General features: G+C 70.7%; 24 protein-coding genes. 11 read left to right on the forward strand and 13 right to left on the reverse strand.

Annotated features, from left to right (window positions below; genetic code table 11):
* Nucleotides 1–46: 46 nt before the first annotated feature.
* On the reverse strand, nucleotides 47–844 hold the full coding sequence (locus AB0C01_RS05745; protein ID WP_357570352.1) for a GntR family transcriptional regulator: 798 nt from the start codon (nucleotides 842–844) through the stop codon (nucleotides 47–49).
* 277 nt (nucleotides 845–1,121) lie between these two features.
* On the opposite strand from AB0C01_RS05745, the gene AB0C01_RS05750 reads away from it, so the two are divergent.
* The gene (locus tag AB0C01_RS05750; protein WP_357570353.1) at nucleotides 1,122–1,547 is read left to right on the forward strand and encodes a hypothetical protein; all 426 of its coding nucleotides are present in this window, start codon (nucleotides 1,122–1,124) and stop codon (nucleotides 1,545–1,547) included.
* A 69-nt stretch (nucleotides 1,548–1,616) separates the two neighbouring features.
* Here the strand turns inward: AB0C01_RS05750 and AB0C01_RS05755 are convergent, their stop codons facing one another.
* The 5 genes from AB0C01_RS05755 to AB0C01_RS05775 all read right to left on the reverse strand — a co-directional run bounded on the left by AB0C01_RS05755 (nucleotide 1,617) and on the right by AB0C01_RS05775 (nucleotide 5,957).
* On the reverse strand, nucleotides 1,617–2,621 hold the full coding sequence (locus AB0C01_RS05755; protein WP_357239920.1) for a hypothetical protein: 1,005 nt from the start codon (nucleotides 2,619–2,621) through the stop codon (nucleotides 1,617–1,619).
* 103 nt (nucleotides 2,622–2,724) lie between these two features.
* Nucleotides 2,725–3,612 carry a helix-turn-helix transcriptional regulator gene (locus tag AB0C01_RS05760; RefSeq protein ID WP_357570355.1) on the reverse strand — a complete coding sequence of 296 codons (888 nt, stop codon included), beginning with the start codon at nucleotides 3,610–3,612 and terminating at the stop codon, nucleotides 2,725–2,727.
* A gap of 64 nt (nucleotides 3,613–3,676) precedes the next feature.
* Nucleotides 3,677–4,693 carry a hypothetical protein gene (locus tag AB0C01_RS05765; RefSeq protein WP_357570356.1) on the reverse strand — a complete coding sequence of 339 codons (1,017 nt, stop codon included), beginning with the start codon at nucleotides 4,691–4,693 and terminating at the stop codon, nucleotides 3,677–3,679.
* Nucleotides 4,690–5,571, reverse strand: a complete 882-nt coding sequence (locus AB0C01_RS05770) for an ABC transporter ATP-binding protein (RefSeq protein WP_357570357.1) — start codon at nucleotides 5,569–5,571, stop codon at nucleotides 4,690–4,692. The genes AB0C01_RS05765 and AB0C01_RS05770 overlap by 4 nt, the downstream gene beginning before the upstream one ends.
* On the reverse strand, nucleotides 5,568–5,957 hold the full coding sequence (locus AB0C01_RS05775) for a GntR family transcriptional regulator (protein WP_357570358.1): 390 nt from the start codon (nucleotides 5,955–5,957) through the stop codon (nucleotides 5,568–5,570). Before AB0C01_RS05775 ends, AB0C01_RS05770 begins: the two co-directional genes overlap by 4 nt.
* Before the next feature lie 290 nt (nucleotides 5,958–6,247).
* On the opposite strand from AB0C01_RS05775, the gene AB0C01_RS05780 reads away from it, so the two are divergent.
* From AB0C01_RS05780 to AB0C01_RS05790, 3 genes are all read left to right on the forward strand, one after another.
* A complete protein-coding gene (locus tag AB0C01_RS05780) occupies nucleotides 6,248–7,999 on the forward strand; it encodes a hypothetical protein (RefSeq protein WP_357570697.1) in 1,752 nt (583 codons plus the stop codon).
* 54 nt (nucleotides 8,000–8,053) lie between these two features.
* Nucleotides 8,054–9,139 (forward strand): glycosyltransferase family 2 protein, encoded by a 1,086-nt coding sequence (locus AB0C01_RS05785; RefSeq protein WP_357240664.1) that lies wholly within the window; start codon nucleotides 8,054–8,056, stop codon nucleotides 9,137–9,139.
* A gap of 93 nt (nucleotides 9,140–9,232) precedes the next feature.
* Complete coding sequence (locus tag AB0C01_RS05790; RefSeq protein ID WP_357570359.1) at nucleotides 9,233–10,702, forward strand: hypothetical protein; 1,470 nt, start codon at nucleotides 9,233–9,235, stop codon at nucleotides 10,700–10,702.
* On the opposite strand, the gene AB0C01_RS05795 is transcribed toward AB0C01_RS05790, so the two are convergent.
* Nucleotides 10,683–11,828: a hypothetical protein gene (locus AB0C01_RS05795; RefSeq protein WP_357570361.1), complete on the reverse strand. Its 1,146-nt coding sequence runs from the start codon at nucleotides 11,826–11,828 to the stop codon at nucleotides 10,683–10,685. The genes AB0C01_RS05790 and AB0C01_RS05795 overlap by 20 nt on opposite strands.
* A 129-nt stretch (nucleotides 11,829–11,957) precedes the next feature.
* Here AB0C01_RS05795 and AB0C01_RS05800 point away from each other — a divergent pair, with 129 nt between their 5' ends.
* Genes AB0C01_RS05800 through AB0C01_RS05810 form a run of 3 tightly spaced genes read left to right on the forward strand, consistent with a single transcriptional unit; the run spans nucleotide 11,958 to nucleotide 14,913 of the window.
* Nucleotides 11,958–13,097, forward strand: coding sequence for a hypothetical protein (locus AB0C01_RS05800; protein WP_357570363.1), 1,140 nt, complete (start codon nucleotides 11,958–11,960; stop codon nucleotides 13,095–13,097).
* Nucleotide 13,098: 1 nt separating this feature from the next.
* Nucleotides 13,099–14,217 (forward strand): histidine kinase, encoded by a 1,119-nt coding sequence (locus AB0C01_RS05805; protein WP_357570364.1) that lies wholly within the window; start codon nucleotides 13,099–13,101, stop codon nucleotides 14,215–14,217.
* Nucleotides 14,218–14,268: 51 nt separating this feature from the next.
* Entirely contained in the window at nucleotides 14,269–14,913 is a 645-nt protein-coding gene (locus AB0C01_RS05810) for a response regulator transcription factor (RefSeq protein WP_357570366.1), read from the forward strand.
* 69 nt (nucleotides 14,914–14,982) lie between these two features.
* Here the strand turns inward: AB0C01_RS05810 and AB0C01_RS05815 are convergent, their stop codons facing one another.
* Nucleotides 14,983–15,366 (reverse strand): hypothetical protein, encoded by a 384-nt coding sequence (locus tag AB0C01_RS05815; RefSeq protein ID WP_357240667.1) that lies wholly within the window; start codon nucleotides 15,364–15,366, stop codon nucleotides 14,983–14,985.
* A gap of 319 nt (nucleotides 15,367–15,685) precedes the next feature.
* Here AB0C01_RS05815 and AB0C01_RS05820 point away from each other — a divergent pair, with 319 nt between their 5' ends.
* Nucleotides 15,686–16,750, forward strand: a complete 1,065-nt coding sequence (locus AB0C01_RS05820) for an SMP-30/gluconolactonase/LRE family protein (protein WP_357239941.1) — start codon at nucleotides 15,686–15,688, stop codon at nucleotides 16,748–16,750.
* A gap of 41 nt (nucleotides 16,751–16,791) precedes the next feature.
* On the opposite strand, the gene sigJ is transcribed toward AB0C01_RS05820, so the two are convergent.
* From sigJ to AB0C01_RS05840, 4 genes are all read right to left on the reverse strand, one after another.
* The gene (sigJ, locus tag AB0C01_RS05825; RefSeq protein ID WP_357239944.1) at nucleotides 16,792–17,712 is read right to left on the reverse strand and encodes an RNA polymerase sigma factor SigJ; all 921 of its coding nucleotides are present in this window, start codon (nucleotides 17,710–17,712) and stop codon (nucleotides 16,792–16,794) included.
* 3 nt (nucleotides 17,713–17,715) lie between these two features.
* Nucleotides 17,716–18,660: an NAD(P)-dependent oxidoreductase gene (locus tag AB0C01_RS05830; protein ID WP_357239946.1), complete on the reverse strand. Its 945-nt coding sequence runs from the start codon at nucleotides 18,658–18,660 to the stop codon at nucleotides 17,716–17,718.
* A 120-nt stretch (nucleotides 18,661–18,780) separates the two neighbouring features.
* On the reverse strand, nucleotides 18,781–19,671 hold the full coding sequence (locus AB0C01_RS05835) for an S-4TM family putative pore-forming effector (RefSeq protein WP_357239949.1): 891 nt from the start codon (nucleotides 19,669–19,671) through the stop codon (nucleotides 18,781–18,783).
* Between the two features lie 272 nt (nucleotides 19,672–19,943).
* The gene (locus AB0C01_RS05840; protein WP_357570367.1) at nucleotides 19,944–21,524 is read right to left on the reverse strand and encodes a right-handed parallel beta-helix repeat-containing protein; all 1,581 of its coding nucleotides are present in this window, start codon (nucleotides 21,522–21,524) and stop codon (nucleotides 19,944–19,946) included.
* 738 nt (nucleotides 21,525–22,262) lie between these two features.
* On the opposite strand from AB0C01_RS05840, the gene AB0C01_RS05845 reads away from it, so the two are divergent.
* Together AB0C01_RS05845 and AB0C01_RS05850 are read left to right on the forward strand one after the other, a co-directional pair.
* The gene (locus AB0C01_RS05845; protein ID WP_357239955.1) at nucleotides 22,263–23,396 is read left to right on the forward strand and encodes a pyridoxal-phosphate dependent enzyme; all 1,134 of its coding nucleotides are present in this window, start codon (nucleotides 22,263–22,265) and stop codon (nucleotides 23,394–23,396) included.
* 193 nt (nucleotides 23,397–23,589) lie between these two features.
* Entirely contained in the window at nucleotides 23,590–24,732 is a 1,143-nt protein-coding gene (locus AB0C01_RS05850) for a hypothetical protein (RefSeq protein WP_357570368.1), read from the forward strand.
* A gap of 63 nt (nucleotides 24,733–24,795) precedes the next feature.
* Here AB0C01_RS05850 and AB0C01_RS05855 read toward each other — a convergent pair whose 3' ends face one another.
* Complete coding sequence (locus AB0C01_RS05855; RefSeq protein ID WP_357570369.1) at nucleotides 24,796–26,169, reverse strand: serine hydrolase domain-containing protein; 1,374 nt, start codon at nucleotides 26,167–26,169, stop codon at nucleotides 24,796–24,798.
* A gap of 185 nt (nucleotides 26,170–26,354) precedes the next feature.
* Here AB0C01_RS05855 and AB0C01_RS05860 point away from each other — a divergent pair, with 185 nt between their 5' ends.
* A complete protein-coding gene (locus tag AB0C01_RS05860) occupies nucleotides 26,355–26,693 on the forward strand; it encodes a winged helix-turn-helix domain-containing protein (RefSeq protein ID WP_357239964.1) in 339 nt (112 codons plus the stop codon).
* Nucleotides 26,694–26,695: the final 2 nt, after the last annotated feature.

Below are 26,695 nucleotides of genomic sequence, written 5' to 3' on the forward strand. Positions count from 1 at the left end.
TAGAACAGTTTCGGTGGGCGCGCGGGATGGTCCGCCACCCCTCCCGTCAGCCCTGCGGTGCGCTGCCGATTCCGGACAGCCCGGTGCCGTCGCCGACCGCGTAACTGACCTGATGGCCGCTGACCTCGCGAATATTCATGATCACCACGCTGTTTCCCGCGAGGATCGCGACGTCGACAACCAGCGGGCGTCGGTCGGCGTCGCGAGTGATCCGCTCGCTCCGCATCGCCGGAACGCCTTCGGGTAGTCCGAGCAGGTGGCCGATGCGCTCGGGCATCAGCACCGGTGAGATCGTCTCCTCGGCCTGCACGGCCACCGCGCCCGCCCGCTCGGCGAGCACGGCGTACAGCTCGTTCTTCTCGAAGTCGACGCCCCGGAGCAGACCACCGAACGGCTGTGGGAGGTAGGACACCTGATGAATCAGCGGAGCGCCCCGGACGACCCGGATCCGCTCCAGCCGGAGCACCTCGTCGCCCGTGGGAATGCCCAACCGCTTGGCGACATCGTCGGGCACCGCGACGGTCTTGCGGCCGAGCACCCGGGTCAGCACCTCGATGCCGCGCGCGCGCAGGTCATCGGCGAGGCTACGCAGATTGCCCATCGAGTACGGGACCGGCATCGCCCGGACGTAGGTGCCCTTGCCCGGAAACTGCTCCACCAGTCCCCGGTCACAGAGCTCGTCCAGAGCCTGCCGCAACGTCATGAGGCTGACGCCGTACTCCTCGCTCAGGTGTCGCTGGCCGGGCAGCGCGTCGCCGGGAGCGAACTCGCCCCTGCCGATCCGCTTGATCAGGTCGTCGCGGATGACCATGTACTTCGGGGTCCTACCCGGAATGACGCGCATGCCTTACCCAGCCCTGAGAGTCGTGACGGAGCGGGTCGCGCCGCCCGGTGAGGTGCGGAGCTTCACGTCCTTCTACCGATGTCAGCGTATGGCCGACCTCCGTCACCGCCTACGCACGGGTCGCGCCGAGTGGCGGACCAACCGCCCGTGGGCGGTGGCGGGCCGCCACAGCCGTGGACATCCCGCCAGGGCACGGCTCAAAACTTTACAGTTGTTAGGTGAGCATGTAAGTTAACGGATGTAAGTTCAAATCCGTACCGCAGAGATGGGAATTCTCATGACGACCGCGACCGCGCTCCGCACCGACCACACCGCCCTCGCCCGCCCCGCCGATCGCATCGGTCGTGGGCTCGCGGCCGTCGCCGCCCTCGCCACCGTCGTGGCGTTCGTCAACGGGCTCCTGCTGACCCTCGACGCCCCCGACGACCGCCTGTTCATCGAGGGCTGGCGAGTCTCCAGCTTCGCCATCTTCGCCGGGCTCTTCGCCCTGCTCGCGTTCCGGCCACGCCAGTCGGCCGGCGTCTGGGAGATCGTGCTCGCCGGCAAGACCGCCCTCGTGGTGTTCGGCCTGGCGATCGGCGACGTTGCCGAGGCACGCCTCTCGGCCATCATCGACATCGGGCTGGTTGCCGTGGTCGCCGCGGCCTACGTGCTCTGCCGCGGCTGGCTGGCCTGGCGCCCCGCGACCAACCCGAGCCGATGACGAAAGCCGAGCGCCCGCCACCGTCGCGTGACGGTGGCGGGCACCCCGATGATCAGTAGGGCTGACGGATCAGCACGACGGCAGGGTGACCAGCGCCAGGTTGGGGTCGACGCCGGTGGTGTACGCGGCACTGAGCACGTAGAGGGTGCGGCCACGGACGGCCACCGAGGTCGGGTTCTGCAACCCGTCGGCACCGCTCACCAGCGTTCGCGAACGGCCGGCGGCGTCGATGCTCACCAGCGTGTTCGGCCCGTTGAGGGCGGCGACGACCTGGTGGTCGCCGGCGCCCACGAAGGCGAAGTCGTCGATGCCGACCAGGCCGGTCGCCACCACCCGGACGGGTCCGGGACGGCCGTGCCGCAGCGGGATGCGCAGCAACGTTCCCTGGTCGAGATTCGTCACCCAGATCGCGTCGGGGCGTACCTTGAGGCCGTTGGCACCGAGGAAACCCGTCGAGGCGAGTTCGGGTGCCGAGGACCAGGTCTCGGCACGGCCACCTTCCAGGGGGACTGTCGAGATCGTGCCGAGCACCGAGTCGGTGAGGTAGAACCTGCGCGTCACCGCGTCGTACGCCAGGCCGTTGGGCAGTCCGGCAGCCGGCAGGGCGGCGATGCGCTGCGGTGCCCGGCCGGGGCGCAGCCGGTACAGGCCGGTGGTGGCGGCGTCACCGCTGGCGTAGAGGAAGTAGAGAGTGCCGTCGCTCATCCGGACGATGCCGGTGGTCAACGCGAACGCGAGCACCGGCGTGTTCACGCCGCCGTCGGCCGGTGCGGGCAGGGTCGCCAGGATCCGCGTCGCACCGGACGGGCTGACGGCGGCGACCTGTCTTGCGGCCGCGAAGGTGACGTACGCCGTGCCGTCCGGACCCAGCGCGATGTTCTCCGGCATCTGCCCGTTCGCCAGATCGAAGTGGACCGCGATCCGCGAGGGCAGCGGCGCGGTCGACGGCGCCGCCAGTTCGACGGCGGTCAGCCGTGCGGTCCCCGCCTGGGCGACGCCCGACGGTGCGACCGTCACGACGCCGACCCCGGCCGCCGCGAGAGCTACTGCGAGGGTCATCATTCTCTTGCGCATTTCTGTTCCTTTCGAAATAGCCGAATTGATTCGGCTGTCGTGGGCGCGAAGGGTCCGGCGCTCCTTTCGGAGCACCTCGTTTCGCGCGGTGGAAGAAGGGGCGCTAGTCGCGCATGACCGGCTGCTGGCGCGTGCCGGCGCGGGAGGTGACGGCGCCGTGCACGAGCAGCGTCATCGCGGCGTGCGACGCCGAGCCGGGTTCCGTGGTGGCGACGACGACCGTCTGACCGTCCTCGGTCTGCAGGGCCTGCTGGGTCACGGTCATCGCGCCGACCAGCGGGTGGCGCATCTCGTACCGGCTGCCGCCGCCGGCCTTGACCCGGTGGTCAGCCCACATGGTGCCGAACTCCGGGCTCCGCACCGTCAACTCCCCCACCAGCGCGGCCAGCAACGGATCGTTCGGGTGCTGCCCGGAGACCATCCGCAGCGTCGCCACCACCGCGCGGGCCTTGGCGGGCCAGTCCACGTACAGGTCGCGGGTGTGCGCGTCCAGGAACACCAGCCGTGCCATGTTCGGGCGCTGGCTCGGCCGCTCGGGGATCCGGTGGTCCAGGTGACCGGCGAAGAGGGCATGGCCCCCGATGGTCCAGGCCAGCACGTCGGCACGACGACCGAGCACCAGCACGGGTACGTCACCGAGCGTCGCGACGAGTTGGCGTACCGCAGGGCTCACCCGCTCCGGCGGCGGACGCCGCACGGCGGACCGGCGACGGGTCCCGGCCGCGAGTTCGCTCAGGTGGCGACGTTCCGCCTCGTCGAGTCGCAGTGCCCGGGCGAGCGCCTCGAGGACCTCGGGTGAGGCGTTGACGGCCTGCCCCTGCTCCAGGCGCGAATAGTACGAGGCGCTGACACCGGCCAGGAGGGCCAGTTCCTCCCGGCGCAACCCTTGGACGCGGCGCCGGTCGCCGTACGTCACCACGCCGGCGTCCTCCGGGCTCAACTGGGAGCGTCGGGCCTGGAGGAAGTCGCCGAGCTGTCCTCTCGCGTTCATGACTCGAAGTATTGCGACCTCGCCTCGCCGCAACCACATCCTGCCAGGGATAGGTTGAAGCCGGTCAGACCAGCCGGCGCCTGATCCACCAGAGGGAGAACAGCGACAGTGCGGCGGTCAGCGCGAACAGCACGCCGAACTCGCGCCATTGCAGGATCCAGAACCTCGAGCCGGGCACGTAGACCACCTCCTGTCTGAGGTTCTGCTTCTCCAGCCACCTCGGGCACGTCTCGCGGTCCCGGGGGGCCAACGGGCCGCACTGGGTCATGTCCGCCGGACCTCGGAACTCCGCTCCGGTCGCGGTGATCGTGGTGCTCGACAGGACCCAGTCGCCTCTGCGGTCGGGCTCGAGTTGGATCCTCATCTCCCCGCTGTCGGGGCTCATCGACAGCCCGTACTCCCCGTCCACCCGCAGCGGGGTGACCATCGTGCTCGGCTGGGCCAGCCAGGGACGCACCACGAACGGCGCGGCGATCTGGAGGCTGACGACGACCAGCAGGGTCACCGCCATCGCGGCGAGGGTCCGGCGCAGCAGCAGCCCGGTCGTGACACCCACCAGGAACGCCAGCGCCGCGTAGCCGACCGGCACGATTCCTCGGGCCCCGAAAATCAGCGGGTTCATCCGATCCGCCGTGGCTCCGTCGATCGGCTGCGCCCACCTGCTCAGCATCAGGCTGAGCAGGCCCGCGCCGAGCGCGGCGGCCCCGCCGCCCACCGCCAGCTTGACCAGCAGCCAGCGGCCACGGCTGACGGACTGACTGAAGACCATTCGGTACGCGCCGGACTCCAACTCCCGGGCCACCAGCGGCGCCCCCCAGAAGATGCCCACGAGGGCGGGCAACAGATACAGGGCTGCGATGGCCGCGATGTGGAACTCGCTCGCCCACCCCGGTTGCAGCGCCTGGAGGAAGGCTCGGCCCGCGGCGCGGCAGGCATCACCCTGGCAGCCGGTGTATCCGGTCTGCGAGGCCAGGTTCGTCACCTCCGACCAGGTCAGCGCCAGGCCGCCCAGAACCACCACCAACAGGGCGCCGGTGGCCAGGGCCGGGCTCCGGAACTGTCGCCAGGTCATCCAGATCATCGCTGTCCCTCCAGCACCCGGTCCGGCCCGTTGCCGGCGGCTCCGCTCATGTACGCCAGCACGATGTCCTCCAGGTCGAGCCGGTCGACCTGCCAGGACGGGTCGTCGATCGGCGCGGTGCTGCGTACCACCAGGGTCGACTGCACGTCCGTGTGGCTCTGCTCCACCAGTGCCCGCCCGACGCCCAGGTCGGTGGTGTCGCGCCGTTGGCCAACCAGGCGGTGGTGGGTGGCGAGCAGGTCGTCCACGTCGCCGGCCACCCGTACCCGAGATTCGACAAGCACGATCAGGTAGTCGCAGACCCGCTCCAGGTCGGCGACCAGGTGCGAGGACATGACGATGCTCATGCTCTGCTCGGCGGTCAGCTCCATCAGCCCCTGCAGGAAGTGGCGCCGGGCGAGCGGGTCGAGTGCCGCCACCGGCTCGTCGAGCAACAGGAGATCGGGCCGCTTCGCCGCGGCGACGGTCAGGGCCAGTTGGGCGCGCTGGCCGCCGGAGAGTTTGCCGGCCTTCTGTGCCGGGTCCAGGCCGACCTGGGCGATTCGTTGCTTGGCGAGCGCAGCGTCCCAGGACGGGTTGAGGTGCGCGCCCATCAGCAGGTGGTCCGCGACGGTCAGGCTGGGATAGACCGGGGTGTCCTGCGCGACGAACCCGACCCGCGGCGACCCACTGACCGGCCGCGCACCGAGCACCTCGATCCGCCCTGCGGTCGGATCGAGCAGCCCGCAGGCCAACTGCAGCAGCGTGGACTTACCGGCGCCGTTCGGCCCGACCAGGCCCACGACGTGGCCCGCCGGGATGTCCAGGGTGCAGTCCTTGAGTGCGGTACGCCGTCCGTACCGCTTGGTCAGACCGCCCGCGATCAGCGCGCTAGTCATGCTCGGGCCTCCGAAAACGCCCGAAAACTGCTCAGGAAGAGCGCCTCGATGCTCTCGTCGTCCAGGCCCGCCTCCCGAGCCTCGGTCAGCCAGCGCGTCAGGTCCTGCCGCAGCGGTTCGTGCTTGCTCAGCGAGTCGCCGCCCAGCGTGCGGGTGACGAACGTGCCCAGCCCTGGCCGGGCCATGACCAGCCCCTCGTACTCCAGCTCGCGGTACGCCTTGGACACCGTGTTCGGGTTGATCGCGACCCGGGCCACCACCTCCTTGACGGTGGGCAGCTTGTCGCCCTCGTTCAGGACACCGAGCCGGAGCGCGTGCCGTACCTGCTGGATGAGCTGCATGTACGGCGCGACACCGGATCGCAGGTCCAGGTGAAACTCGATCACCTCGTCACCTCAATCTACTAGGTGCCTAGTAGATTAGGACAATCGTGGGCGGCCCGCCAGCCCTCGCCGGACGCCGTGCGAAATGAGCCGGCGACCGCCCGGCCGGCCGGGCCCGATCGCGTCGTGCGCCGCCACGATTGCGTTGGTAACGATGGGCGGGCCACGCCACCCCGTGGAACCATGCTTCGGACACATGTTGGACAATGCCCAGGTCATCGGAGAGGATCTATTCCGTGAATACCCGCTCCACCGCCGCTCAGCGAACCGCCGAAGACGCGAGCCCGGACCAGATCGCCGACGACGACCGGACACCGGACGGGCGGGGCCGGTGGCGCTGGGCGCGTCACGAATGGACCCTCGCAGCACTGGGCAGTCTGCTGCTGTCGGTCGTGCTGACCTGGCCGACGATGCGACACCCGGCGAGCACGATCCCCAACGATCTCGGCGACCCGACGTTGCAGGCGTGGCAGGTCGCCTGGTCGGGCCACGCTCTCCTGAACAGTCCGGCCAACCTCTGGGACTCGAACACGTTCTTCCCGGAGAAATACACGTACGCCTACAGCGACACCCTGCTCGGGTACGCCCCGATCGGGATGCTCGGCTCCGGCTTCGAGGCGGCCGTGATCCGGTACAACGTGCTCTACGTGCTGCTGCACGCGCTCGCGGCCTTCGGGGCGTACGTGCTGGCACGGCAGCTCGGCGCGAACCGGTGGGGCGGCGCGGTCGCCGGGATCGCGTGGGCGTTCGCGCCCTGGCGGTTGGCGCACGCCGGGCACCTCAACATCCTGTCCAGCGGGGGCATCGCGCTGTGCCTGGCGATGCTGGCCCGTGGGCACGGCTGGTCGCTGCGCCACGGTTACCGGCCGGAGCGACGGCGGCCCGGCTGGGCGTTGGCCGGGTGGCTCGTCGCCGCCTGGCAGGTCACGCTCGGTTTCGGCATCGGGCTACCCCTTGTCTACTTCCTGCTGGCCGCGGTGCTGGTGGCAGCCGGCTGTTACGGCTGGTCCTGGTGGCGCAAACGGGAGCGCCCGCCGTTCGGTCGGCGGTTGCTGTTCGCGGATCTGGGCGGCGGTGCCGTGTTCGGCGCGGTGACGGTGCTGCTCGGTCTGGTCTACCTGCGCGTCGTCGACCTCAACCCGCAGGCCGAGCGGGGGCTGGAGTGGACGAAGATGTTCTCCCCTCCCCTCATCGGGTTCGTGACCGCACCGGGTGACTCGTGGTTGTGGGGTGAGCGACACGCCGCCGCACGCGAACAGCTGTCCTGGCCGCCGGAGATGGCGCTGCTGCCGGGGATCACGCTCATCGCGCTGGCCGCGGCGGGACTGTTCATCTCGACGTACCGGGCGCGGCACCGGGTCGCGCTGGGCCTCGGGGTGCTCGGCACGGTGCTGTTGGGCCTGGGCTCGACCCTCGGCGGTGACGGAGACCCGGGCTACCTGACCCTGTCCACCGCCCTGCCGGGCTGGGACGCCCTGCGCACCCCGGGCCGGATGATGCACTGGACCAGCCTGTTGCTGGCGCTGCTCGCCGCCGGAGCGGTGACGGCACTGGCCGAATCATCGGGTCAGACCTCGGCATCGTCGGACCAGCCCTCGGCCCGCCGCTGGACGCGGGCGCTCATGCCGGTGGTCCTGCTGGTGCCGCTGGCCCTGGTCACCCTGGAGGGCGTCAACCGGACACCCCACCCGACGGTGACGGCGCCACCGGCCGCGATGCGGGCCGCGCAGGACCCGATCCTGGTGCTGCCCGCGGGCGGCGTGGGCGATCTGACGTACATGTTGTGGACGACCGACGGGTTCCCCCGGGTGACCAACGGGCTGGCCGGGTTCGAGCCGGTCAGCCAGGCGCAGACCCGGATCGCGGTGGCATCGTTCCCCGACGCCGGCAGTGTGGCGTACCTGCGCGGGATCGGCGTGCGGTCGGTGGTGGCCGTGCCGGACCGCACGGCGGGGACGCCGTGGGACGGCATCGCGGCCCGGCCCATCGACGGGCTGGGCATCACTCGGGAGGATCTCGATGGCACGCTGCTCTACCGCCTCTGATCGGGAAGGCGCCGCGAGCCCGGACGGCGGATGCCCGATCACCGGCCGGGCGGGGTGAGCAGGGTGCGGTTGTCCATCGTGGTGCCCTGCTTCAACGAGGAATCGTCGGTGGAGCGGTTGCACGAGACCGTCACGGCCACGCTCGCCGAGCTGTCGGACCTGGACGTCGAGGTGGTGTACGTCGACGACGGCAGCGAGGACGGCACCCTCGAGGCGTTGCGCCGGCTCGCCGCCGCCGACCCGGCGGTCTGCTACACGTCGCTGAGCCGCAACTTCGGCAAGGAGGCGGCGATGCTCGCCGGCCTGCAACGGGCCACCGGCGACGCGGTCGTCATCATGGACGCCGACCTGCAACACCCGCCACGGCTGCTGCCCGAGATGGTGGCTCTCTACCGGCAGGGCTTCGACCAGGTGATCGCCCGCCGGGACCGGCGGGGTGACCGGTTCGTCCGCATGGTCGCCTCGCGGTCCTTCTACCGTGTGATCAACTGGTGGATCGACGTGCGCCTGCAGGACGGGGCGGGCGACTTCCGGCTGCTGTCCCGCCTGGCCGTGGACGCGATCCTGGCGATGCCGGAATACAACAGGTTCTCCAAGGGACTGTTCTCCTGGATCGGCTTCCGCACGGTGGTGGTGGCCCACCGCAACGAGACCCGGCAGACGGGGCAGAGCAGGTGGACGTTCGGCAAGCTGTTCAACTACGCGTTCGACGGCCTGCTGTCGTTCAACAACCGGCCCCTGCGCCTGGCGATCTACGGCGGCATGTTCCTCACCCTCATCGCACTCGTCTACATGGCCTGGGTGGTCGCGGACGCCATCGAAAAGGGCATCGACGTTCCCGGGTACACCACCATCATCGTCAGCGTGATCGGGCTCGGCGGCATCCAGATGACCATCCTGGGGGTGATCGGGGAATACATCGGCCGGATCTACTACGAGACGAAGCGCCGGCCGCACTATCTGGTGCAGGAGACCGAGCGCCTGGTCACCGAGACCGGCGAGTCGCCACGGATGCCGTCGCAGCCCGCGGCGCGATCGACCGATCGGGGCCAGCAGGCGGTGCCAAACCGGGACGACCCGTTCCGCCGGCCCTCCCCGCGACCAGCCGCCGGAGAGGCGACGACGGGCGACGCCGGCTGAGCCCCGTGACAGTGGCCGGTTCGACGAGGGCACCCGATCCACGCGGGTCATGCGAGACTCGTGCCGGCACGACGGATCCGGGGAGGGCAGCGGGTGGCTGAGGACGGGCCGACTCCGGTCCACCTGCCGAAGGTGCTCGACGGTCTCGCCGAGAACCCGGCGCTACCGGTCGAGCTGGTCCGCCGGCTGGTGCGCCACCGCCCTTGCTCCGATGGCGTGGCCAGGCACGCCGACCTGCCCCCGGACGTGATCGAGGAGATCCTCGCGTCGGACGATCACCGCCTGCTGCACTCACTCGCACTCAACCGCCACCTGCCGCACGCCGTCCGGATGCGGCTGACGGCGTACGCCGACCCGGCGGTCCGAGCTGCCCTGGTCGTGGGCGCCTGGGACGCGCCCCGCGAGCTGCACGAACGGCTGATCGACGATCCGGGGCCGCGAGCACGGGAATACCTCGCGCAACGCGACGACGTACCGGCCGATCTGCTCGCCCGCCTCGCCACCGATCCCGAGCCGACGGTCCGGGCCACGCTCGCACGGTGGTGGACGCAGGCACCCGAGGCGGTCCGGCGGGTCCTGCTCACCGACCCCGTCGACAGCGTTCGCGCGGCGGCCTGCTCGACCTACTACGCACGGCTACCGCATCCGGTGCCGCCGCCCGACCTCGTTCCGGGCCTGCTCGCCGATCCGGTCACCCGCACCGGCGCCGTACGCCACGCGATCCTGACACCGGCCCTGGCCGCCCGGCTGGCCGCTGACCCCGACCACCAGGTCCGCCGGCAGGTGGCCGAGCACCCGCAGCTCCCCCCGTCGGTGCGGGACGTGCTCGCCGATGATCCCAGCGCGAACGTGCGGGTGGGGATCTTCCGACGCCCGGACACGCCCGAGCCGACGCGTCACGGCATCTATGCGGACATCCAGCGCGGCGAGCGCCCGCTCACCGACGTCCTCGGCGGCGACCTCGACGACGACGAGGTGTTGCAGCAGTTCGAAGACCACCTGGCCGTCTCCGAGCTGCGCCACCTGCGGCTGGACTGGGTCACCGCGGACCCGCTGCCCCACGTGTCCTCCCTTTACATCTGCTTCCGGCGTTCCGCGGCACACAGCCCGGCGCTGCCGGCCGACGCGGTCCTCCGCCTGCTCGACGACGACGACAGTGGCGTCCGTACGACAATGGCCAGGCACGCCCCACACCTGGTCGACCCGGCCACCGCCGAGCGCATCGATCGCGGGTTCCGGTCGGACAAGAAGACCGACTGGCGTCCCGCCGACGTCCTCCCGCTCCCGGCATCGACCCTGCGCCGGCTCGCCAGCGACCCGGATCCTCGCATGCGCAGTCTGGCTCCCCGAGATCCGGACCTGCCCGTCGAGCTGATCGAACGCCTGGCCGCCGACCCGGACAGCACGGTCCGCCAGGCCGTCGCCGGGCATCCGCGGCTACCGGCTGACGCGCGCCGCGCCCTCCTCGCGGATGACAGCGAGTTTGTGGCGCGGACAGCCGCCGCGGCACCGACGCTGCCCGTTGCCGAGATGGAGCGTCTGCTCACCATCGCCGGCGTCTGAGCGACACCGCGTCCCCGCCGCCACCATCCCCAGATATCGCCGCGAAATCGGCTCCGGCGCTCGGCACCTCTCCCGCGGACGGGGCGTAGCGGTGGTAGTAGCCGGTCAGTGCGACCGCCAACGAGATCGACCACAGTGGAAACAGGCACCAGCCCAGGCCGCCGGCTCCCCAGTACGCCCAGTCGTGGACCGGTTCTCCCCACAACTGAAACGTATCGAGCTGACCGGGCAGGTGCACGCCCATCTGCGCCAGCAGCAGCCCGCGGCCGAATCCGAAGATGCCGGCGACGGCCGACCCGCCGAGCAGCAGCGGGAACCACATCGGTACGACGCGGCCGCGCAGCACCGGGATCCAGCGTGGAAACACCCTGCCCCAGCGACAGAGCAGTCCAGCGGTCAGCACAGCGCCCGCCGTGGCGAACGACGCGAGGGTCGGCTCGATGTACACGTTCTCCGGCTGGTTGCGCAGCAGGGACCTGACGAAGGGTTCCGGTGCCCCGAGAGCCCAGCCCCGAGACCAGGCCACCCGGATCACCGCGTACGGCAGTGGGCACGCGATCGCCACGAAGGTGGCGATCCGGCCCGCCCGGATCCAGGCGGCGCGACGACGTCGCAGAGCACCCGGGTCGTGGTCGCTCGTGGCGTCGGCGTAGGCGACGCTCGCCAGGACGAACAGGGCCGCGCCGGCCGCCGCGACGACCTGGAACAGCGTCGGCCAGTCCGCCCACAGCCAACCGATCGGAAGAACGCCCAACGGCGGCAACATCACGATCATCCGTCCGTCCAGCACGACGCACACGATGACCGCCACGACGCCGACACCACCGACGATCCCGGCTCGACGTCGAGTCGGTCGGCGGTCCCGTCCGTCGAGCCGCCCGGCCACGACGAGCGCCACCACACCGAACACGGTGATGAGCGGGCCACCCACGGCACGCTCCAGGCCGGCCAGGAGCGACGAGTAGTCCGGCCCGGTGCGGTCGTTGTGACCGAAGGGGTAGCCGGCCCCGCCAGAGGACCAGAAGATGCCCAGCACGACGAGGAACCAGGCCCATCCGCTCGCCGCGGCCGCTGCCCACCGCCGCCAGGACCGCCGCCCGCCGTTGCGTGCCACCGATGCTGTCATGCCGGTCAGTGTCGGCCACCGGGGACGGGCTCGACATCTGCCGTACGGGGTGGGCCGGCGGCCTCGAACCGCTCGACCTCTACCGGTCGGGAGAGGCGCCGGCACGTGTCGCCTGTGCAGGATCGACCCATGCGAAGGCGACAGCTGACATCCGCGCTCGTGGGGTTCCTCCTCGCCGGGACCGCCATGATGGTGCTACCCCGCCACGGCGACACCGATGGCTGGCGAGCCACGTTCAGCCCTGCCCTGCCAGCGCCGACCGGATCGCACGACGTGGGCGTACGACGGATGCGGCTCGTGGACCAGGACCGCCGCGACCCCTGGCGCCCGGACAGTGACCGGACGTTGATGCTCGACGTGCACTACCCGGCCGACTCCGGGTCCCGGCCGTTGGCGCACTACGCGGTGGCGCCCGCGCTGACCGAGTTCGGCCACCTGGCCTGGGCGCCCGGCGAAGAGCGACGCCTGGGACTCCTACCGGACGAGGTCAACTGGATGTTCCGCACCCATTCCCACGAGTGGGCGCCGCCGGCCACCGGCTCGTTCCCCGTCCTGGTCGGCTCGCCACCACCCGGGGTGATGCGGTCGGCGTACACCAGCATCGCCGAGGAACTGGCGAGCCGCGGATACGTGGTCGTCACCGTCGACCACCCGTTCGACGCGCCGGTGGTCGACCTCTATCCCACCCGGCGGGTGATCGAACCCACCGACGCCGTCGCCACCGTCGGGCGTCTCGACGCCGACACCACCAGGATCGCCGACCTCGAGTACGTCACGAGGAGACTCTCCAGCCTGGACCGGCCGGTGAGCCGCGTGATGGACCTGCGGAGGGTCGGCCTCTTCGGGTGGACCGGCTCGGACGCCAGACAACGAGCGCACCTCGCCGGGCTGCCCGGAGTCTCCGCCGTCGCGGACCTGACCGGCACCGCCGACGTCACCGACACCGGCATGGTGCCCCTGCTCATCATCGGAGGTTCGCCCATCAGCGTGCGCCGCGACCTCCCGCGCTCCGGCTGGCGGGCGAGGGTCACCATCCCCGGCGCGTCTCCGCGGTCGCTCACCGACGACGGGGTGATGTTGGCACAGATCGCGGAGCGCTACCCCCGCGTCGAACCAGTCGTGTGGCGGGACGTCGGGGAGGTGCACGCGTTGGCCTACCGCACTGTCCGCCGCGCGCTGGTCAGCTTCTTCGACCACCGGGTCAACGGGGCGCAGGCCGGCACGATCGTCGTGGAATCGGGCGTGACAGTTGATCTGGTCTCGTCGTGAGATGCTGACCGGCGTGAAGCGGCTCGCCGCGCTGGCCGCCGGGATCGTCACCGTCCTGGCGCCCTGGTACGGCCAGCCGACCCCGCTGCGGCTGACCGCCTGGGTGTCGGTCCTCGCCGCGACACTGGCGATCTGGGCGCCCCGACTGCCCCGGGTGCCGCTCGCCGCTCTGGCGGCCGTCGTCTCGCTGGGCGGGAGCCTCTGGGCGTGGCGGTGGCTCGGCTACGACTTCGTCGACGACGGCAACGACTCCAGCAAGCTCCTGCTGTGGACCACGATCGACGTCGGCGCGCTGACCACCCTCGCGGTCGCGCTGAGCCGCGGCGCCGGCCGGGCCGGCCGGCTGACCGGGGTGCTCCTGCTGCTGCCCGGGTCGGCGGTCGGGTTCCGACTCCTGCCCGACGCCGCCGTCGGCGAGCAGTTGTTCCTGGGTGCCCTGGGTGCCTCCACGGTGCTGGCCGGAGCGCTGCTCGGTCGCTACCTCCGCGGCCTCGACGAGCTGCGGGCGACCGTTGTGGAGCAGGCGCGGTCCGAGCAACGCCGCCAGCTCGCCGCGGATCTGCACGACTACGTCGCGCACGACATCGCCGGCATCGCGGTCCTGGCCCAGTCGGCTCGGGTGGTCGGCGCGAGCGACCCGGGAGCGCTCGTCGCGCAGGTCGAGCAGGCCGCCGCCCGGGCGCTGCGGCGTCTCGACCGCAGCATCCGGCTGATGCGGGACGACGGACACCCGACCCACCAGTACGGCCTCGCCGACGTACCCGACCTCGTCGACGCCCACCCGATCCGGGTCGAGCTGACGATGGCGGTGGCGGGACACGGCGACATCTCCGCCGCGGTCCAGGCCACGGCGTACCGGGTGATCGTCGAGGCCCTCACGAACGTCGCCCGGCATGCCCGCACCGCCGTCGCGGTGCGGGTGTCGGTGACCCAACGGGAGGGACACCTGGACCTAGTGGTCGCGAACGAACTGACGGCCGGAGCGACGCCACCACGGGCGGAGGGTCAGGGCACCGGCCTGGCCTCCCTCCGTGCCCGGGTGGACGCGCTCGACGGCACCATGCGCGCCGGTCGCGAGCAGGGATCGTGGCAGGTACGCGTCACCCTCCCCCTACACTGAGTCGATGCCCACGCTGACGCGCCTGCGGCTGGGTATCGGGAAGGCGACGCCATGACCACAGTGGTGATCGCCGACGACCACGACATGGTCCGGCACGGTTTTCGCATGGTGCTGTCGGCGCAGCCCGACCTGACCGTCGTCGGCGAGGCCGGCAACGGCAACCTGGCCTGGGACCTGGTCTGCCGCCTGCGCCCCGCGGTGCTGCTGGCGGACATCAGGATGCCCGGCATGGACGGCCTCGAACTCGTCCGACGCGTCACGACCACCCCCGCGCTGGGGACGAAGGTGATCGTCGTGACCACCTTCGACGAAGATGACTACATCGGCCGGGCGTTGCGGGACGGGGCGAGCGGTTTCCTGCTGAAGGTCTCGGCACCCGGGCTGCTCGTCGAGGCCGTCCGAGCCGCGCTGGCGGGCAATGCCCTGATCAGCCCCGAAGTCACTGTCCGCTTGCTGGAACGGCTCAGAACCGATCGCGAAGCCCTCCAGGCGGACCCGCCCCTGACCGCCCGCGAACGGGACGTCGCCACGCTCGTGGCTCGCGGGCTGAGCAACGACGAGATCGGCGCGGAACTCCACGTCTCGCCGGGCACCGTCAAGACCCACGTCGCCCACATCTCCCTGAAGCTCGGAAGCGTCACGCGCGTCCGCATCGCCGCCTGGGCCTGGGAATCCGGCCTCGTGTCCCGCTCCTGACCGGGACACGGTACGAGCGACGGACCGGCCGAATCCACCGCACGGCCGCGTCGGGCGCGGGTGGCCCGGTCAGCCGTCCGGGGTGAAGAGCCCCTGGATGCCGACGACGATCGCGATGAGACCGAAGATCGCGAGCAGGAGGCGGACCCCGGTCGCTCCGGCCGGCTGCTCGCCACGTGGCGCCGGCCGTCCGGTCAGCCGCTCCCACAGCAGGGCGAGCCCGACGCCGATCCCCACCACCTCGAAGTGGAACACCCGGGGTCCGGACACCAGGTGGACGATGAGGTAGTAGCCGCCGGTCACGAGCGCCACGACGCCGACCACCCAGGCGATCGGGGCGGCCCGACCGGCGAGGCGTCCCAGGTCGTCGCCGACCCGCGGCAGCAGCCGCAGCACGGCGACGGCGAGCAGGAAGCCGCCGACGATGTTGGCGAGGTCGAGCAGCAATGCCATGATCACGATAGGTCTCCGTTGATCGAGGGTTCAGCGGGTGGGAGCGTACCCATGGACCCGGGTCGTTGAAACGATCCAGAGTCCGGGACCAGCGCGGTACGACCGGGCGAATATTCCGCCCATCGTTTATGCATTGACCAGCATCTTTGTAATAGCGTGCAAATTAACCGCCGCGAAACAGATGCGACACACTCGATCGTCACCTAGGCTGCCGGGTGACACATCGACTGCCCGCACCCGCAACGTGCTGGTCCCCCGCGTCCTCGCACACCGCCTACCGCCGGTCCACGCAAACGGCCGACGCCGATTGGAGCATTAGATGACCTGGCGTCCCACCATTGCCGCACTCGCCGGACTGTGCCTCGCGGTCGGCTCCGCGCCGTTCGCCACCGGCGCCGCCGCCACACCTTCGACAGCCGTGGACGCCGCTCCGGTCGGCGCTCACGCCGCGCTCGCCGGCCCGCCCGGCGCACCGTCCGGGGTCTGCCCGACGGGGGTCGGATACGGATCACCGCTGCCGGCGAGCTCCCTGTCGGCCACGAAGATCCAGGGTGGGTTCTCGTTCCTCGAAGGGCCGGTCTGGGTCGCCGACGGCGGCTACCTGCTGATGTCCGACATGGCCGCCGGCACGGGTCAATACAATGTGCAGCCGTCCACGATCCGCCGGTTCACCCCGCCGGCGACCTTCGACACGTTCATCGCCAACGCCGGCAGCAACGGCCTGGCACTCAGCGCCGACTCCCAGCAGATCATCGCGGCCACCCACGACCAGCGAAACGTGTCCGCCTACCGGCTGAGCGACTCCTCCCGCAGCACCGTCGCGGCGAACTACCAGGGCCGGGCGTTCAACTCACCCAACGACGTCGCGGTCCGGTCGGACGGCGTCGCCTACTTCACCGATCCCAACTTCCAGCGCGGCAACCGCGCCGACCAGATGAACGGTCGCACAAGCGTCTTCCGCGTCTCCGGCGGTCAGGTGTCGCTCGTCGACGACCGGCTGCGCCAGCCCAACGGCATCTCGCTCTCACCCGACGGGACGGCGCTCTACGTGGGCGCGTACTCCGAGAACAAGATCTACAAGTACGCGGTCGCTGCCGACGGCAGCACCGGCGCCCGCAGCGTCTTCGTGAACTACATCGGCGGTCCGGACGGCGGGACGATCGACTGTGCCGGCAACGTGTACTGGACGTCGGGTTTCGATGGCCAGGTCCACGTCTACTCCCCCACCGGCACCCAGCTCGGCACGATCCGGGCCGGCAACTCCGGCACCACGAACGTCGCCTTCGGCGGTCCCGACCGGCAGACCCTCTACATCACCTCCGGCCAGCGCAACGACTCCGGCCTCTACAGTGTGCGGCTCAACATCCCCGGATACCCGTACTGACAGTCGCCGAGGGGCGCCCGGGTGACACCGGGCGCCCCGCTTCAGGAGTGCTGACGGCGGCCGGCGCGGATCCGCGCACCGAGGTCGCTGACCGGGTCGAGATGACGCAACTTGTCGGGGTTGACGATGGAGTGGATCGCCTGGATCGCACCGTCGGCGATGTCGAGGCCCACCACGCCGAAGAGCCGGTCCCGAGAGTCGAAGATCAGCGCACCGGGCCGGCCGTTGACCTCGGCGATCCGCATCCGTACCCCGCCGTGCGGCGCCACCACGGACATCGCGGTCGCCAGATGCCGTGCCACCCGCTGCCGGCCGTTGATCGGCGACGCCAGCGCGGGAACCTTCCCGCCCCCGTCGCCGTGCAGCACCACGTCCTGTGCCAGCAGCGCCTCCAGCGCCGGCAGGTCACCCTGTTCGGTGGCGGCGACGAACCGCCGAGCCAACTCGTCGCGCTGCCGCCGCGAGGCGTGGTAGCGAGGCCGACGCTCCTGGAGGCGGACACGGGCCTTCGCCACCAGGTGCCGGGTACTGTCGACGTCGGTGCCGAGGATGCCGGCGACCTCGACGTACGGATAGTCGAACACCTCCCGCAGCAGGAAGGCGGCCCGCTGCCGGGGCGACAGGGTCTCCAGGAGTACGAGGAACGCCAGCGACAGTGCGTCCGCGGTCTCCGCCTGGTCGGCGGGTGAGGCGTCGGTGACCACCGGCTCCGGCAGCCACTCCCCGACATACCGTTCCCGCCGCGCCCGCGCCGAGCGGAAGTGGTCGATGGACAACCGGGTGACGAGCGTGGCGACGTACGCGCGCGGCGAGGTGAGCTGCTCGTTGCGGCCCAGCGTCTGGTGCATCCGCAGGAACGCCTCCTGCACCACGTCCTCGGCCTCGCTCACACTGCCGAGCATCTGGTACGCGATGGCGAACGCCCGCGGACGCAGCTCGCCGTAGAGATCAGCGGACGACACCGCTCAGCCCAGCCCTTCGACGAAACCGTTGCGCCAGCTCGGATACCGAGGCGTCCACCCCAGCTCCCGTTTGGCCTTCTCGCTGGAGATGCCTCGGGCCCGCGTCATCAGATCCACCGGAGCCGCGCCGGCCACCGCGCGCACCAGCCACGCCGGAAGGCGGCGCGGCGGCTTCGCGCCGAGCACGCGGGCCAGTTCCGGCAACCACTGACCCACCGGCGCCGGATCGTCGTCGGCGACGTGGTAGATCCCGCGCCGGCCGCGTTCGACGGCCGCGACCGTGGCCGTCGCGGCGTCGACGATGTGCACGAGCGACACCACCCCGGTGCCGCCGCCGACGACCGGGACCTTCCGGCGGCGGATCAGGCTGGCCATGCGGGCGTCCGGCGCGAGTTCCACACCGGTCCCCGGGCCGTAGAAGCCACCGTAGCGAAGCACGATCCCCTCGGCCCAGGTGATGGTGGTGACGGCGGTCTCCAGGTGGCGTAGCGCCGCCACGCTCTCCTCGGCGTCGGCCGGCGGGCGGGGCTCGATCCGGCCGTTCTCGTCGACCACCGGCCCGCCGGTGCGTTCCATCCACGAGGCGTTGCTCTGCGCCACGAACGCGCGTACCCCGATGGCGCGCGCGGCGGCGAGGAGGTGGTCGGTGCCCACGGTGCGCAGCCGATCGGTGGCGGCGGCCATCCGCTTGGCGTGTCGAAAGTCCGGCGGCCCACTCAACGCCGTCAGCTGATGGACGACGACCTCCGGCTCGGCCTTCGCCACCGCATCCGCCACCGAACCGGGGTCCAGCGCGTCGACGACGACCGGATCGGCGCCCAGTGTCCGCAGGGCGTCGAGTTTCGCGGCCGAGCGGGTCGTCCCGACGACCTCGTGACCGTGTGCGACGAGTTGGGTGACCAGTTGGCGGCCGATCGCGCCGGACGCGCCGGCGAGGAAGATCTTCATGACGTCTCCGTCCACTTGAACCTGTCAACAGAGACGAGACGGCCCGGCCCCCCATGAACGACAGTTACCCAGCTCACACCTCAGCAGCAGCCGAGCCGGTGCCACGGACCAGGGGTGACGCTAGGAAGGAGCGCCAACCCGCTGTTCGAGCACCTGCATCTTGTAGCGGAAGTCGGTCAGATCGTCGTCGTGGAAGAGGTGGAAGAACCACTGCGGCATCCGCGGCTGCTGCCGGCGGGCGACGAACAGCACATCCTGCACCTGCCGGGCGAACACGGCGAACGCCTGGTCGTCCGCGATCACGTCCGACGGTTCCTCGGTGACCGCGCGCACCAGGCCGAGGACCCGGGTGCGGTCGCGGGTGGTCAGGATCTGCGCGCGGGCCATGTCCGAACACGACAGCAGCAGACCCAGCGATGGCACGAACCAGACGCCGACCAGGCTACCGACCGTGCTCTCGGTCGTGAGGCCCACGGTCACGCCCACGACACACCAGACCGCGACGACACCGAGCAGCACGGCAGCGAAGCGTCGCCGGACCCGCGAGCCCCACGCCAGGTTCTGCTCCAGACAGAAGAGCACGTCGTACGGAGCGGCGACGGTCGCGACGAGGTAGTAGTCCCGCAACCGCGTCTCGTCGCCGCGGAAGCGCCGGCTGAGACGGCTCAACTCGTCCTCGGACAGCCGCTCACCGACCAGGACCGCGTTCCACGGCAGGTCGAACAGGTCGGTGTCCAGCATCTCCTGCAACGTCGCGCTGACGTGCAGGTGCCGACCGATCAGGGGAGCCAGTACGACCGCGTAGACGCCGGCCCAGAGCGCACCGATGATCGAGACAGCGGGTTGCAGCGGGGGTAGCGCCACCTTCGCCACCACGCCGAGACTCGCGACGGCCAGTGACATCAACAGACTGACCGCCTGGGCGCGTTGCGTGTAGCGGTGTGCCACCGCGATGGCCCGGAAGAGGATCAGGGAACGGTCGTTGTTCTGTGACTGGTTGATCCGCCGCATGCCTGCCAATGGAACCTCCGACCGTCAGGCGGTCCACCCCTGCCACCAGATGGTGACACGATCAGCGATCGAGGCGCTACCGTCCGTTTGATCGACGACTCCGACGACACCTCACGTCGCCACGTGCTGTCGGCCCCGGCTCCCCAACCACCGGAACAGCACACGCATCCGGTCCCGCCACGGACCCGATCAGGTGATCGAACCCGGACGGGACCGGATGCCCCGTACCGCTGTCGGTGCTGTTGCCCTCGACGAGCCGAGCGGCCAGATGATCAGCCGAAGCAGTTGGGGACGGGCGGCGCGCTGGGCGTGCAGTTGGTGGGCCGGTTCGCGCTGATGACCGACTTCTCATCCACGGTGACCTGACCGCCCTCGTTGAAGACCCCGCCCGGCGCCAGGGCCGAGACGTTCTCCGTCACCGTGGACTCGGTGAGGTTGACGGTGCCCCTGTTGTAGATCCCGCCGCCGCGCGAGTTCGTGCCGACGGCCTTGTTCCGGTTGATGTGGGTGTGCCGCAGCACGACGATGCCGCTGCCGACGTAGACGCCGCCGCCGTGCTCGATCGTGCTGAACGTGCTGGCGGCGTTCTCGCTGATCTGGCTGTCCTCGACCACGAACCGGCCGATCTGGTTGAAGATCCCGCCGCCGCGTTGGCCGGCGCTGTTCCGGCTGATCTTGCTGTGCTCCAGGTGGAAGATGCCGTCGCTGAAGATTCCGCCGCCTTCGCTGCCTGTCGCGTTCTCGCTGACCTCGATGTTCCTCGCCGTGGTGGTGGCGTTGATTCCGCTGCGGATGCCACCACCCCGGAAGCCCGAGGTGTTGTGGTGCACGCGCACGTTGTCGAGCACGGCGACGCTGGAGTTGGACAGCCCACCACCCGTGCCACCGATCGGCAGGACGGTGACAACGCCGATCGTGTTGTTGTCGCTGATTCTGGTGTTCCGCACGGTGAGGTTGCCGTTGTTGTAGACGCCCCCACCGTCGTACAGGGCCGCGTTGTCACTGATCTTGCTCTCGTCGTCCCCGTGCTTGTCGCGGTCCTTGCCGTCCCGGTCCTTGCCGTCCCGATCCTTGCCGTCGCGGTCCTTGCCCTCGCCATGGTCGCTGCGGCCGAGGATCCTGGTATCGCCGTAGTTGGCGATGCCGCCGCCCGAGCCGTTGGTCCGGTTGAAGACCACGTCGGTGTTCTCGATGGTGGCCCGGCCGCCGATGTCGATCCGGATTCCACCCCCACCGCCGCCGATCCCGCTCGTGTCCTGGCCACCCTTGATGGTCACGTCGCGGAGCTGGAGGTCGCCGCCGGCGCCCACCTCGAGGATCCGGAACGGTGCGGCGTTGGCCGCGCGGACGATGGTGGCGCCGTTCCCGTCGATCGCGACCCGCTGAGTGATGATCGGCAGGCCGATGGGACCGTGGGGCACGGGTGGTTGAGGTGCGGACGCGTTGAGCGTGTACGTGCACTTCCCGGCGAGCTTGAGGGTCGCCCCGTTGCCGGCGTTCGCGCGGACGAGCGCCGCGATCAGCTCGTTGGCGCCACACGGCACGTCCGTGACGTGGTCGCCCTCGCCGCCCCGGTGGTCGTCGTCCTTGTGGTCCGTGCCGCCCCGGTCCTGCCCTTTGTTGTCGTCGCCGGTCAGCCGGCTGGTGCTGCCGGCGAGGACCTGCTCCCCGGCGTTCACCAGGCTGCTGCCGCTCGCTCCGAGCGCTCCGGTCACCCCTGTCGGCGCGCTGACGGCGGCCAGCCCAGCCACCCCGGCCACTCCGGCGACGAGCCACCGTGCCCGCCGCCTCCTGGCGGGAGGTGGTTGATCTGCCGCTACCTCGCTGACGTTCGGGTGTCGATGGTTGGACATCGAGCTACCTAGCCCTTCTCCCTACACCATGTCTCCGCACGTAACAATCCGCGCAGACAGCGACAAATCGGGTGTCGCTCCCGACATGAACGTAGTGGAGCAGGACTCGCGTTAACCGGTCTTATGCGAAGAAGTCCTACATTAGGTGCAGATACCCCCAGCGCTCCGGCCGCGCCACCACGCGCGCTCCCGCGCTGGCAGCGCGCCGCGGCAGAGCCGGCCGGCGCCGGCAGGCCAAACAGGCCGACGGTCAGCCGCTTCGCCGGTTACCCCACTGGCGCGGGCTCTGGACCGAGCCCCGGCCGCCGAAGTGCTGACCCTTTCCATGCGGTTGGGGTGAGGCGACCTTGCCCTTCGCGCGTCGGGCAGCCCGATTCGCGGGAGCGGCAGGCTGGTCGGCCTCGGCCGTGGTTTCGGCATCCGCCTCGTGGTCGTCGTGAGCGGGCTCAGGCTCCGGCATCGGTATCTCCCTGGATCTGGGGCGCCCCATGGACCATCGATAGCCGACGGACGCGACTGTGGTCGACGCCGGGGTGGGCGCCTGCAGGATATCGCAACCCTCAGCCCGCCCCGTCGACGGTTGCCCGCTGGCACCGCGACGGCGCTGGAGGGCCGAGATTTGTGGTTGCAGTGGTTCCCTGATCAGGAGCAGGCCGACCCGGATCAGGACATTGGGGCAGCCAATGACGGACGTGCCTGGTTTGATGGAACGCCGCACCGCTGTGCACGGAGGACGTGATGGGGAACTACAGCGAACCGCTGCTGCTGGACAGGAGCGGCAACAGCTACCCGCTCCATGACCGGCGCTGGCGCGGCGACGACGACAGCCCTCTCATGCTGTCACCCCTGTCCGGGTTGATGCCGGAGCAGATCGACCAGGGCGAGTGGTCGCTGTGGCGCTACCGTTCCGTCCTGCCCGTCGACCCTGACTACCGCGTGAGCCTCGGCGAGGGCCTCACACCGATGGTCGCGCTGGGCTGGGGCGAGCACCGGGTGCACTTCAAGCTGGAGTGGTTCAACCCCACGTCGTCGTTCAAGGACCGCGGCGTGTCGGTGATGGTGTCGCACCTGCGCTCACAGGGTGCTGACCGCGTGCTCGAGGACAGCTCCGGCAATGGCGGTGCCGCGGTCGCCGCCTACGCCGCCGCGGCCGGCCTACGTGCCAAGATCATCGCACCGGCGGCGACGAGCGCACCGAAGATCCTGCAAGCACGTGCCTTCGGCGCGGAGATCGAGCTTGTTGGTGGCACCCGCGACGAGGTCGGCACGGAGGCCGTCCGACAGGCGGAGCAGATCCCGTACGCCAGCCACAACTGGCACCCGATGTTCCTCCAGGGCACCAAGACGATCGCGTACGAGATCTGGGAGAGCCTCGGCTTCACCGCCCCGGACAACGTGGTGCTCGTCGCCGGAGCCGGCAGCCAGATCCTCGGCTGTGACATCGCCTTCTCCGAGTTGCTCGCCGCGGGACAGATCGACCGACTACCCCGGCTGCTCGTCGGGCAGCCCGAGCACTGGTCCACCATCGCCGACACCCTCAACGGTGTCGACCGGGCCGGGCGCGGCGAGCGCGTGCCTACCATCGCCGAGGGTGCCTCCATCGCCACCCCGGTACGGCTCCCCGAGGCCGTCGAGGCGCTACGTCGCTGCGGCGGCGCGGGTGTCGCCGTTCCAGAGGAGCAAATCCACGCCGCGGTCCGCGCCCTGGCCGCCCGCGGGCTGTACGCCGAGCCGACCAGCGCCGTCGCGGTCGCCGCACTCGACCACTTCATCTCCAACAGCACCATCACTCCCGATCAGACGACCGTCGTCGTACTCACCGGCTCGGGGCTCAAGTCCGCCGACAAGATGGCCAGCCTGATCCCGGCCTGAGCCGGACGCCCACCTGCCACCCACCACCGGAGAGTCCGACCAGTACGGCTGACCAGCCCACCTCTGCCCCGTGGCCAGACGTGGACCTGCGCGACCTGCGCCTGGCGGTGGGTGCTTCGCGAACCCACGACGTTGCGGTACCTCGCGGTCGCACCTGCGGAGCCAGGGGTCGACCGTCGACTATTTTGGCATCGTGACACTGGTGCAGGCAGTCGAGATCGAGGACTACCGTCCCGAGTATTCACTCCTTGTTCTGGTGGATCCGAGCGTGGAGTGGGGTCACGAGGATCCGGAGGTGCCCCGGCACCGTGATCGCGGCGGTCGGCCGACCGGGACGTTCGCCGGGACCGGCGCCGGCTGGGTCACCGCTCAGGCGCCGGGCCTGGCTGATCATGCGGTACGTCTCGAGCTGCACGACGGTCCGCCGCCCACTGATCACGAGGAGTTCGACGATGTCCTGGAGGCGTCGTACCGTTCGAGCTCTGGTGGGTTGTCGGTCACCACACTGACCGGCGGCGTCGGTCCCGCCGACCTCGACCTCGGTGCTGCGCAGTGGTATCGGGTGCGGGTGGCGCGCGGGCAGGCGGGCACGGAGAGCACGTCCGGCTACACCTGGGTGCTGCGGTTCTGGGCCGATCCGGTAGTTGAGCCGCCTGCCTGGCTGGCCCGCGGCCAGTCGGCGATCGGAGGCCCGGACAACGGCTGGCACTCGGCGCTGCCGCGCTGGGTGACGGAGGTGGCGGACATCGCCGCCAACATGGCGCGGCGGCTCGGTCGACCGGTAACCCCGCAGCAGGTCGAGGACGGCTTCCACTCGCCTCCGTCGTATCCGGTCGGTTGGCTGGACGAACCGTTGTGGCCGCGTCCGTCAGCCACCGGCCACGTCGCGCCCGGGTACCGCGCCCGGGAGGCTGCGGAGCAGCGCCGGCTCGCCGAGATCGTGGCCGAACTGGGCGTGCCTCCCGTACGTCGCAAGCGGGACGTGTTCCCGCTGCTGGTCGCTGCCGGCATTCTGGTGTGCGAGGGAAACGCCTACCGGGCTGGCCAACCCGCCCGGATCGACACGGTTCTGTCGTTGCCTCCGGATGAGGTTGCGGCGGTTCGGCAGCGGGACTTGCGTTGCCGCTACGACGCTGTCGCCCAGGATCTCGAAGCGGTACTGCGCTGGACACCCCGGACTCCGTTGGAGACCACGCCGGCAGAACTGGCGCAACGGCTGCTGGTGAGCGAGGTGGAACTGGGCGAGGCGCTGGCCTACGCGGAGGAGACCGGTTTGGTGCACACCGAAGACGGACGCCCGCTGCGGCTGTGGCTTGGCCCCCGGGGCACATCCTGAGCCGGCCGTTCTCGCCAACCTCGGCGGAGCCGCAGCGCCCACGAGGTCGGTGCGCTCGCGAGGTCAGCCGGCCCGCCAACCGGCCGGGTCGACACCGCCGGGCACCGGCGCCGCAGGGTCGTAGGGCTGCCGGGTGAAGACGAAGGTGCCGAGATCGAGGTGGGTGACGACGCCCGCCGCGTCGCGGTGCACTCGCAGCCGTTCGCCGGCGAAGTAGCCGTTGAGCCCCTCCCAACCACCGTCGCCGGTGGGGCGCAACCGGGTGCCGCGCCCGCCGGCCAGCGGGACCAACTCCACGAAGTCGTCAGCCTGCGGGCGCAGCAGATAAGGGGCCGGCCCCCAGTACCACGGGCCGGCGAGGTCCAGTAGCTGTGGGTCAACTGCGGGCAGCGGTCGCCACGGCGCAGGGATCCGCGGCTCCCGCTCGGCGACCGTGTGCAGCAGATCAGCGGCGAGAGTGCCGGCGGACAGGCCGGCGGTCACGTTGGCCATGACAACCGCGCCCAGAGCGTCCTCGGGGCTGACCCACACGGCCGCGACGAAGCCCGGCATCGAGCCGGTGTGCCCGGCCAACAGCCGGCCGTCGCGGCGCAGCAGCTGCATGCCGAGCCCGTAGCCGCTGTCCCAGCCCGCCGCCTCCGGTGGGCTCGCCGGAGTGCGCATCTGCGCGACGGTGTCCGGGTGTAGCACCCGGTCGTCGCCGTCGATGAGGAACGCGGAGAACCTGGCCAGATCCGTCACGGTCGACCACAGTTGCCCGGCAGGCGCCATCAGACCGGTGTCCACCGCGGGCTCCGCAAGGAGCACATCGGCCCAGGGATGCACTGCCCAGCCGGTGGCGTGCGGTGCGACCGGCAGCAGGGTGGTGCGGGTCATCGCGAGTGGCTCCAGTACCTCGCGCCGCAGCACCTCGCCCCACGCCTGACCCCGTACCTGTTCCACCAGCGCGCCGAGCAGCGCGTAACCGGGGTTGGAGTAGTGAAGGCGCTGTCCAGCCGGATGCACGTGCGGATCGCTGCCCAGCACGTCGGCCAGGTTGGGTCGCAGCGTGCCCGGGGTTCGTTCCCACCACGGGCCGGGCGCCTCGGCGATCAGCCCGGCGGTGTGCGCCAGCAGCGCACCGATCGTGGCCTGGCCCGCCGCCGTGCCGGGCAGATGCTCGGCCAGCGGGTCGGTGAGCGCGAGTCGCCCCTCGTCGCGCAGGCGCAGCACCAGCACCGCCAGGAAGGTCTTGGTGATCGAGCCGATCCGGTATTGGAGGTCGCCATCCGGCACCTGGCCGTCCACCGTTCCCCACCCGTCCACCCACACCGGACGGCCAGCACGCACCACGGCAGCGACGACTGAAGGCGCCCGACCCGCCGCCTGACCGGTGGCCAGCCGGTGAACCAGCGCACGTCGGGTCTCGGGCAGCAGCGGCGGCGGGATCGGTGACATGTGGGCAACCTATCTGGCGGCCCCGGCCCACAGAGCTCCGTCCCGCTCCGACGAGGCCGGATCCGGGCCGGCGAGTGCCCGCGGTGCCCGGGACGGCGTTGACACCCACCGAAGCGCGGTGTCAGAATTCCTTTACACCCCCGTGTCAGAGAAATCTGACACCAGTGCCGAGGAAGGATCCCCGGATGAGCGGCACCCTGCGGACCGGTGACGAGCTGGTGTCGCTGCTGGCCGCGCTGGCCAGCCCGCACCGACTGCGGATCCTTGCCGCGCTCAGCCAGGGGCGCACCTACGTCAGCGAGCTCGCACGGCGGCTGCAGATGAACCGACCGCTGCTCTACATGCACCTGCAGAAACTGGAGGCAGCCGATCTGGTGACCGGCGAACTGGTCACCGCACCGGACGGCAGCTCGGTGAAATATTTCCAGGCCACGCCGTTCACGGTGTCCCTGGACCTGGCGGCGGTCGCGCTGGCCGCGCAGACCCTGACCGGCGCGGAGCCGGCCAGAGAACAGGAGAAGTGAGC

The sequence above is a fragment of the Micromonospora sp. NPDC048905 genome, from assembly GCF_040649655.1.
Lineage (GTDB): Bacteria > Actinomycetota > Actinomycetes > Mycobacteriales > Micromonosporaceae > Micromonospora.

What these genes read in the sequence shown, in the direction of transcription:
- AB0C01_RS05800 (WP_357570363.1), top strand. Translation starts at nt 11,958, where the DNA reads ATGCGAAGGCGACAGCTGACATCCGCGCTCGTGGGGTTCCTCCTCGCC.
- AB0C01_RS05755 (WP_357239920.1), bottom strand. Translation starts at nt 2,621, where the DNA reads ATGCGCAAGAGAATGATGACCCTCGCAGTAGCTCTCGCGGCGGCCGGG.
- AB0C01_RS05835 (WP_357239949.1), bottom strand. Translation starts at nt 19,671, where the DNA reads ATGCGGCGGATCAACCAGTCACAGAACAACGACCGTTCCCTGATCCTC.
- AB0C01_RS05745 (WP_357570352.1), bottom strand. Translation starts at nt 844, where the DNA reads ATGCGCGTCATTCCGGGTAGGACCCCGAAGTACATGGTCATCCGCGAC.
- AB0C01_RS05855 (WP_357570369.1), bottom strand. Translation starts at nt 26,169, where the DNA reads ATGTCACCGATCCCGCCGCCGCTGCTGCCCGAGACCCGACGTGCGCTG.
- AB0C01_RS05805 (WP_357570364.1), top strand. Translation starts at nt 13,099, where the DNA reads ATGCTGACCGGCGTGAAGCGGCTCGCCGCGCTGGCCGCCGGGATCGTC.
- AB0C01_RS05795 (WP_357570361.1), bottom strand. Translation starts at nt 11,828, where the DNA reads ATGACAGCATCGGTGGCACGCAACGGCGGGCGGCGGTCCTGGCGGCGG.
- AB0C01_RS05770 (WP_357570357.1), bottom strand. Translation starts at nt 5,571, where the DNA reads ATGACTAGCGCGCTGATCGCGGGCGGTCTGACCAAGCGGTACGGACGG.
- AB0C01_RS05765 (WP_357570356.1), bottom strand. Translation starts at nt 4,693, where the DNA reads ATGATCTGGATGACCTGGCGACAGTTCCGGAGCCCGGCCCTGGCCACC.
- AB0C01_RS05815 (WP_357240667.1), bottom strand. Translation starts at nt 15,366, where the DNA reads ATGGCATTGCTGCTCGACCTCGCCAACATCGTCGGCGGCTTCCTGCTC.
- AB0C01_RS05760 (WP_357570355.1), bottom strand. Translation starts at nt 3,612, where the DNA reads ATGAACGCGAGAGGACAGCTCGGCGACTTCCTCCAGGCCCGACGCTCC.
- AB0C01_RS05820 (WP_357239941.1), top strand. Translation starts at nt 15,686, where the DNA reads ATGACCTGGCGTCCCACCATTGCCGCACTCGCCGGACTGTGCCTCGCG.
- AB0C01_RS05810 (WP_357570366.1), top strand. Translation starts at nt 14,269, where the DNA reads ATGACCACAGTGGTGATCGCCGACGACCACGACATGGTCCGGCACGGT.
- AB0C01_RS05860 (WP_357239964.1), top strand. Translation starts at nt 26,355, where the DNA reads ATGAGCGGCACCCTGCGGACCGGTGACGAGCTGGTGTCGCTGCTGGCC.
- AB0C01_RS05750 (WP_357570353.1), top strand. Translation starts at nt 1,122, where the DNA reads ATGACGACCGCGACCGCGCTCCGCACCGACCACACCGCCCTCGCCCGC.
- AB0C01_RS05845 (WP_357239955.1), top strand. Translation starts at nt 22,263, where the DNA reads ATGGGGAACTACAGCGAACCGCTGCTGCTGGACAGGAGCGGCAACAGC.
- AB0C01_RS05830 (WP_357239946.1), bottom strand. Translation starts at nt 18,660, where the DNA reads ATGAAGATCTTCCTCGCCGGCGCGTCCGGCGCGATCGGCCGCCAACTG.
- AB0C01_RS05840 (WP_357570367.1), bottom strand. Translation starts at nt 21,524, where the DNA reads ATGTCCAACCATCGACACCCGAACGTCAGCGAGGTAGCGGCAGATCAA.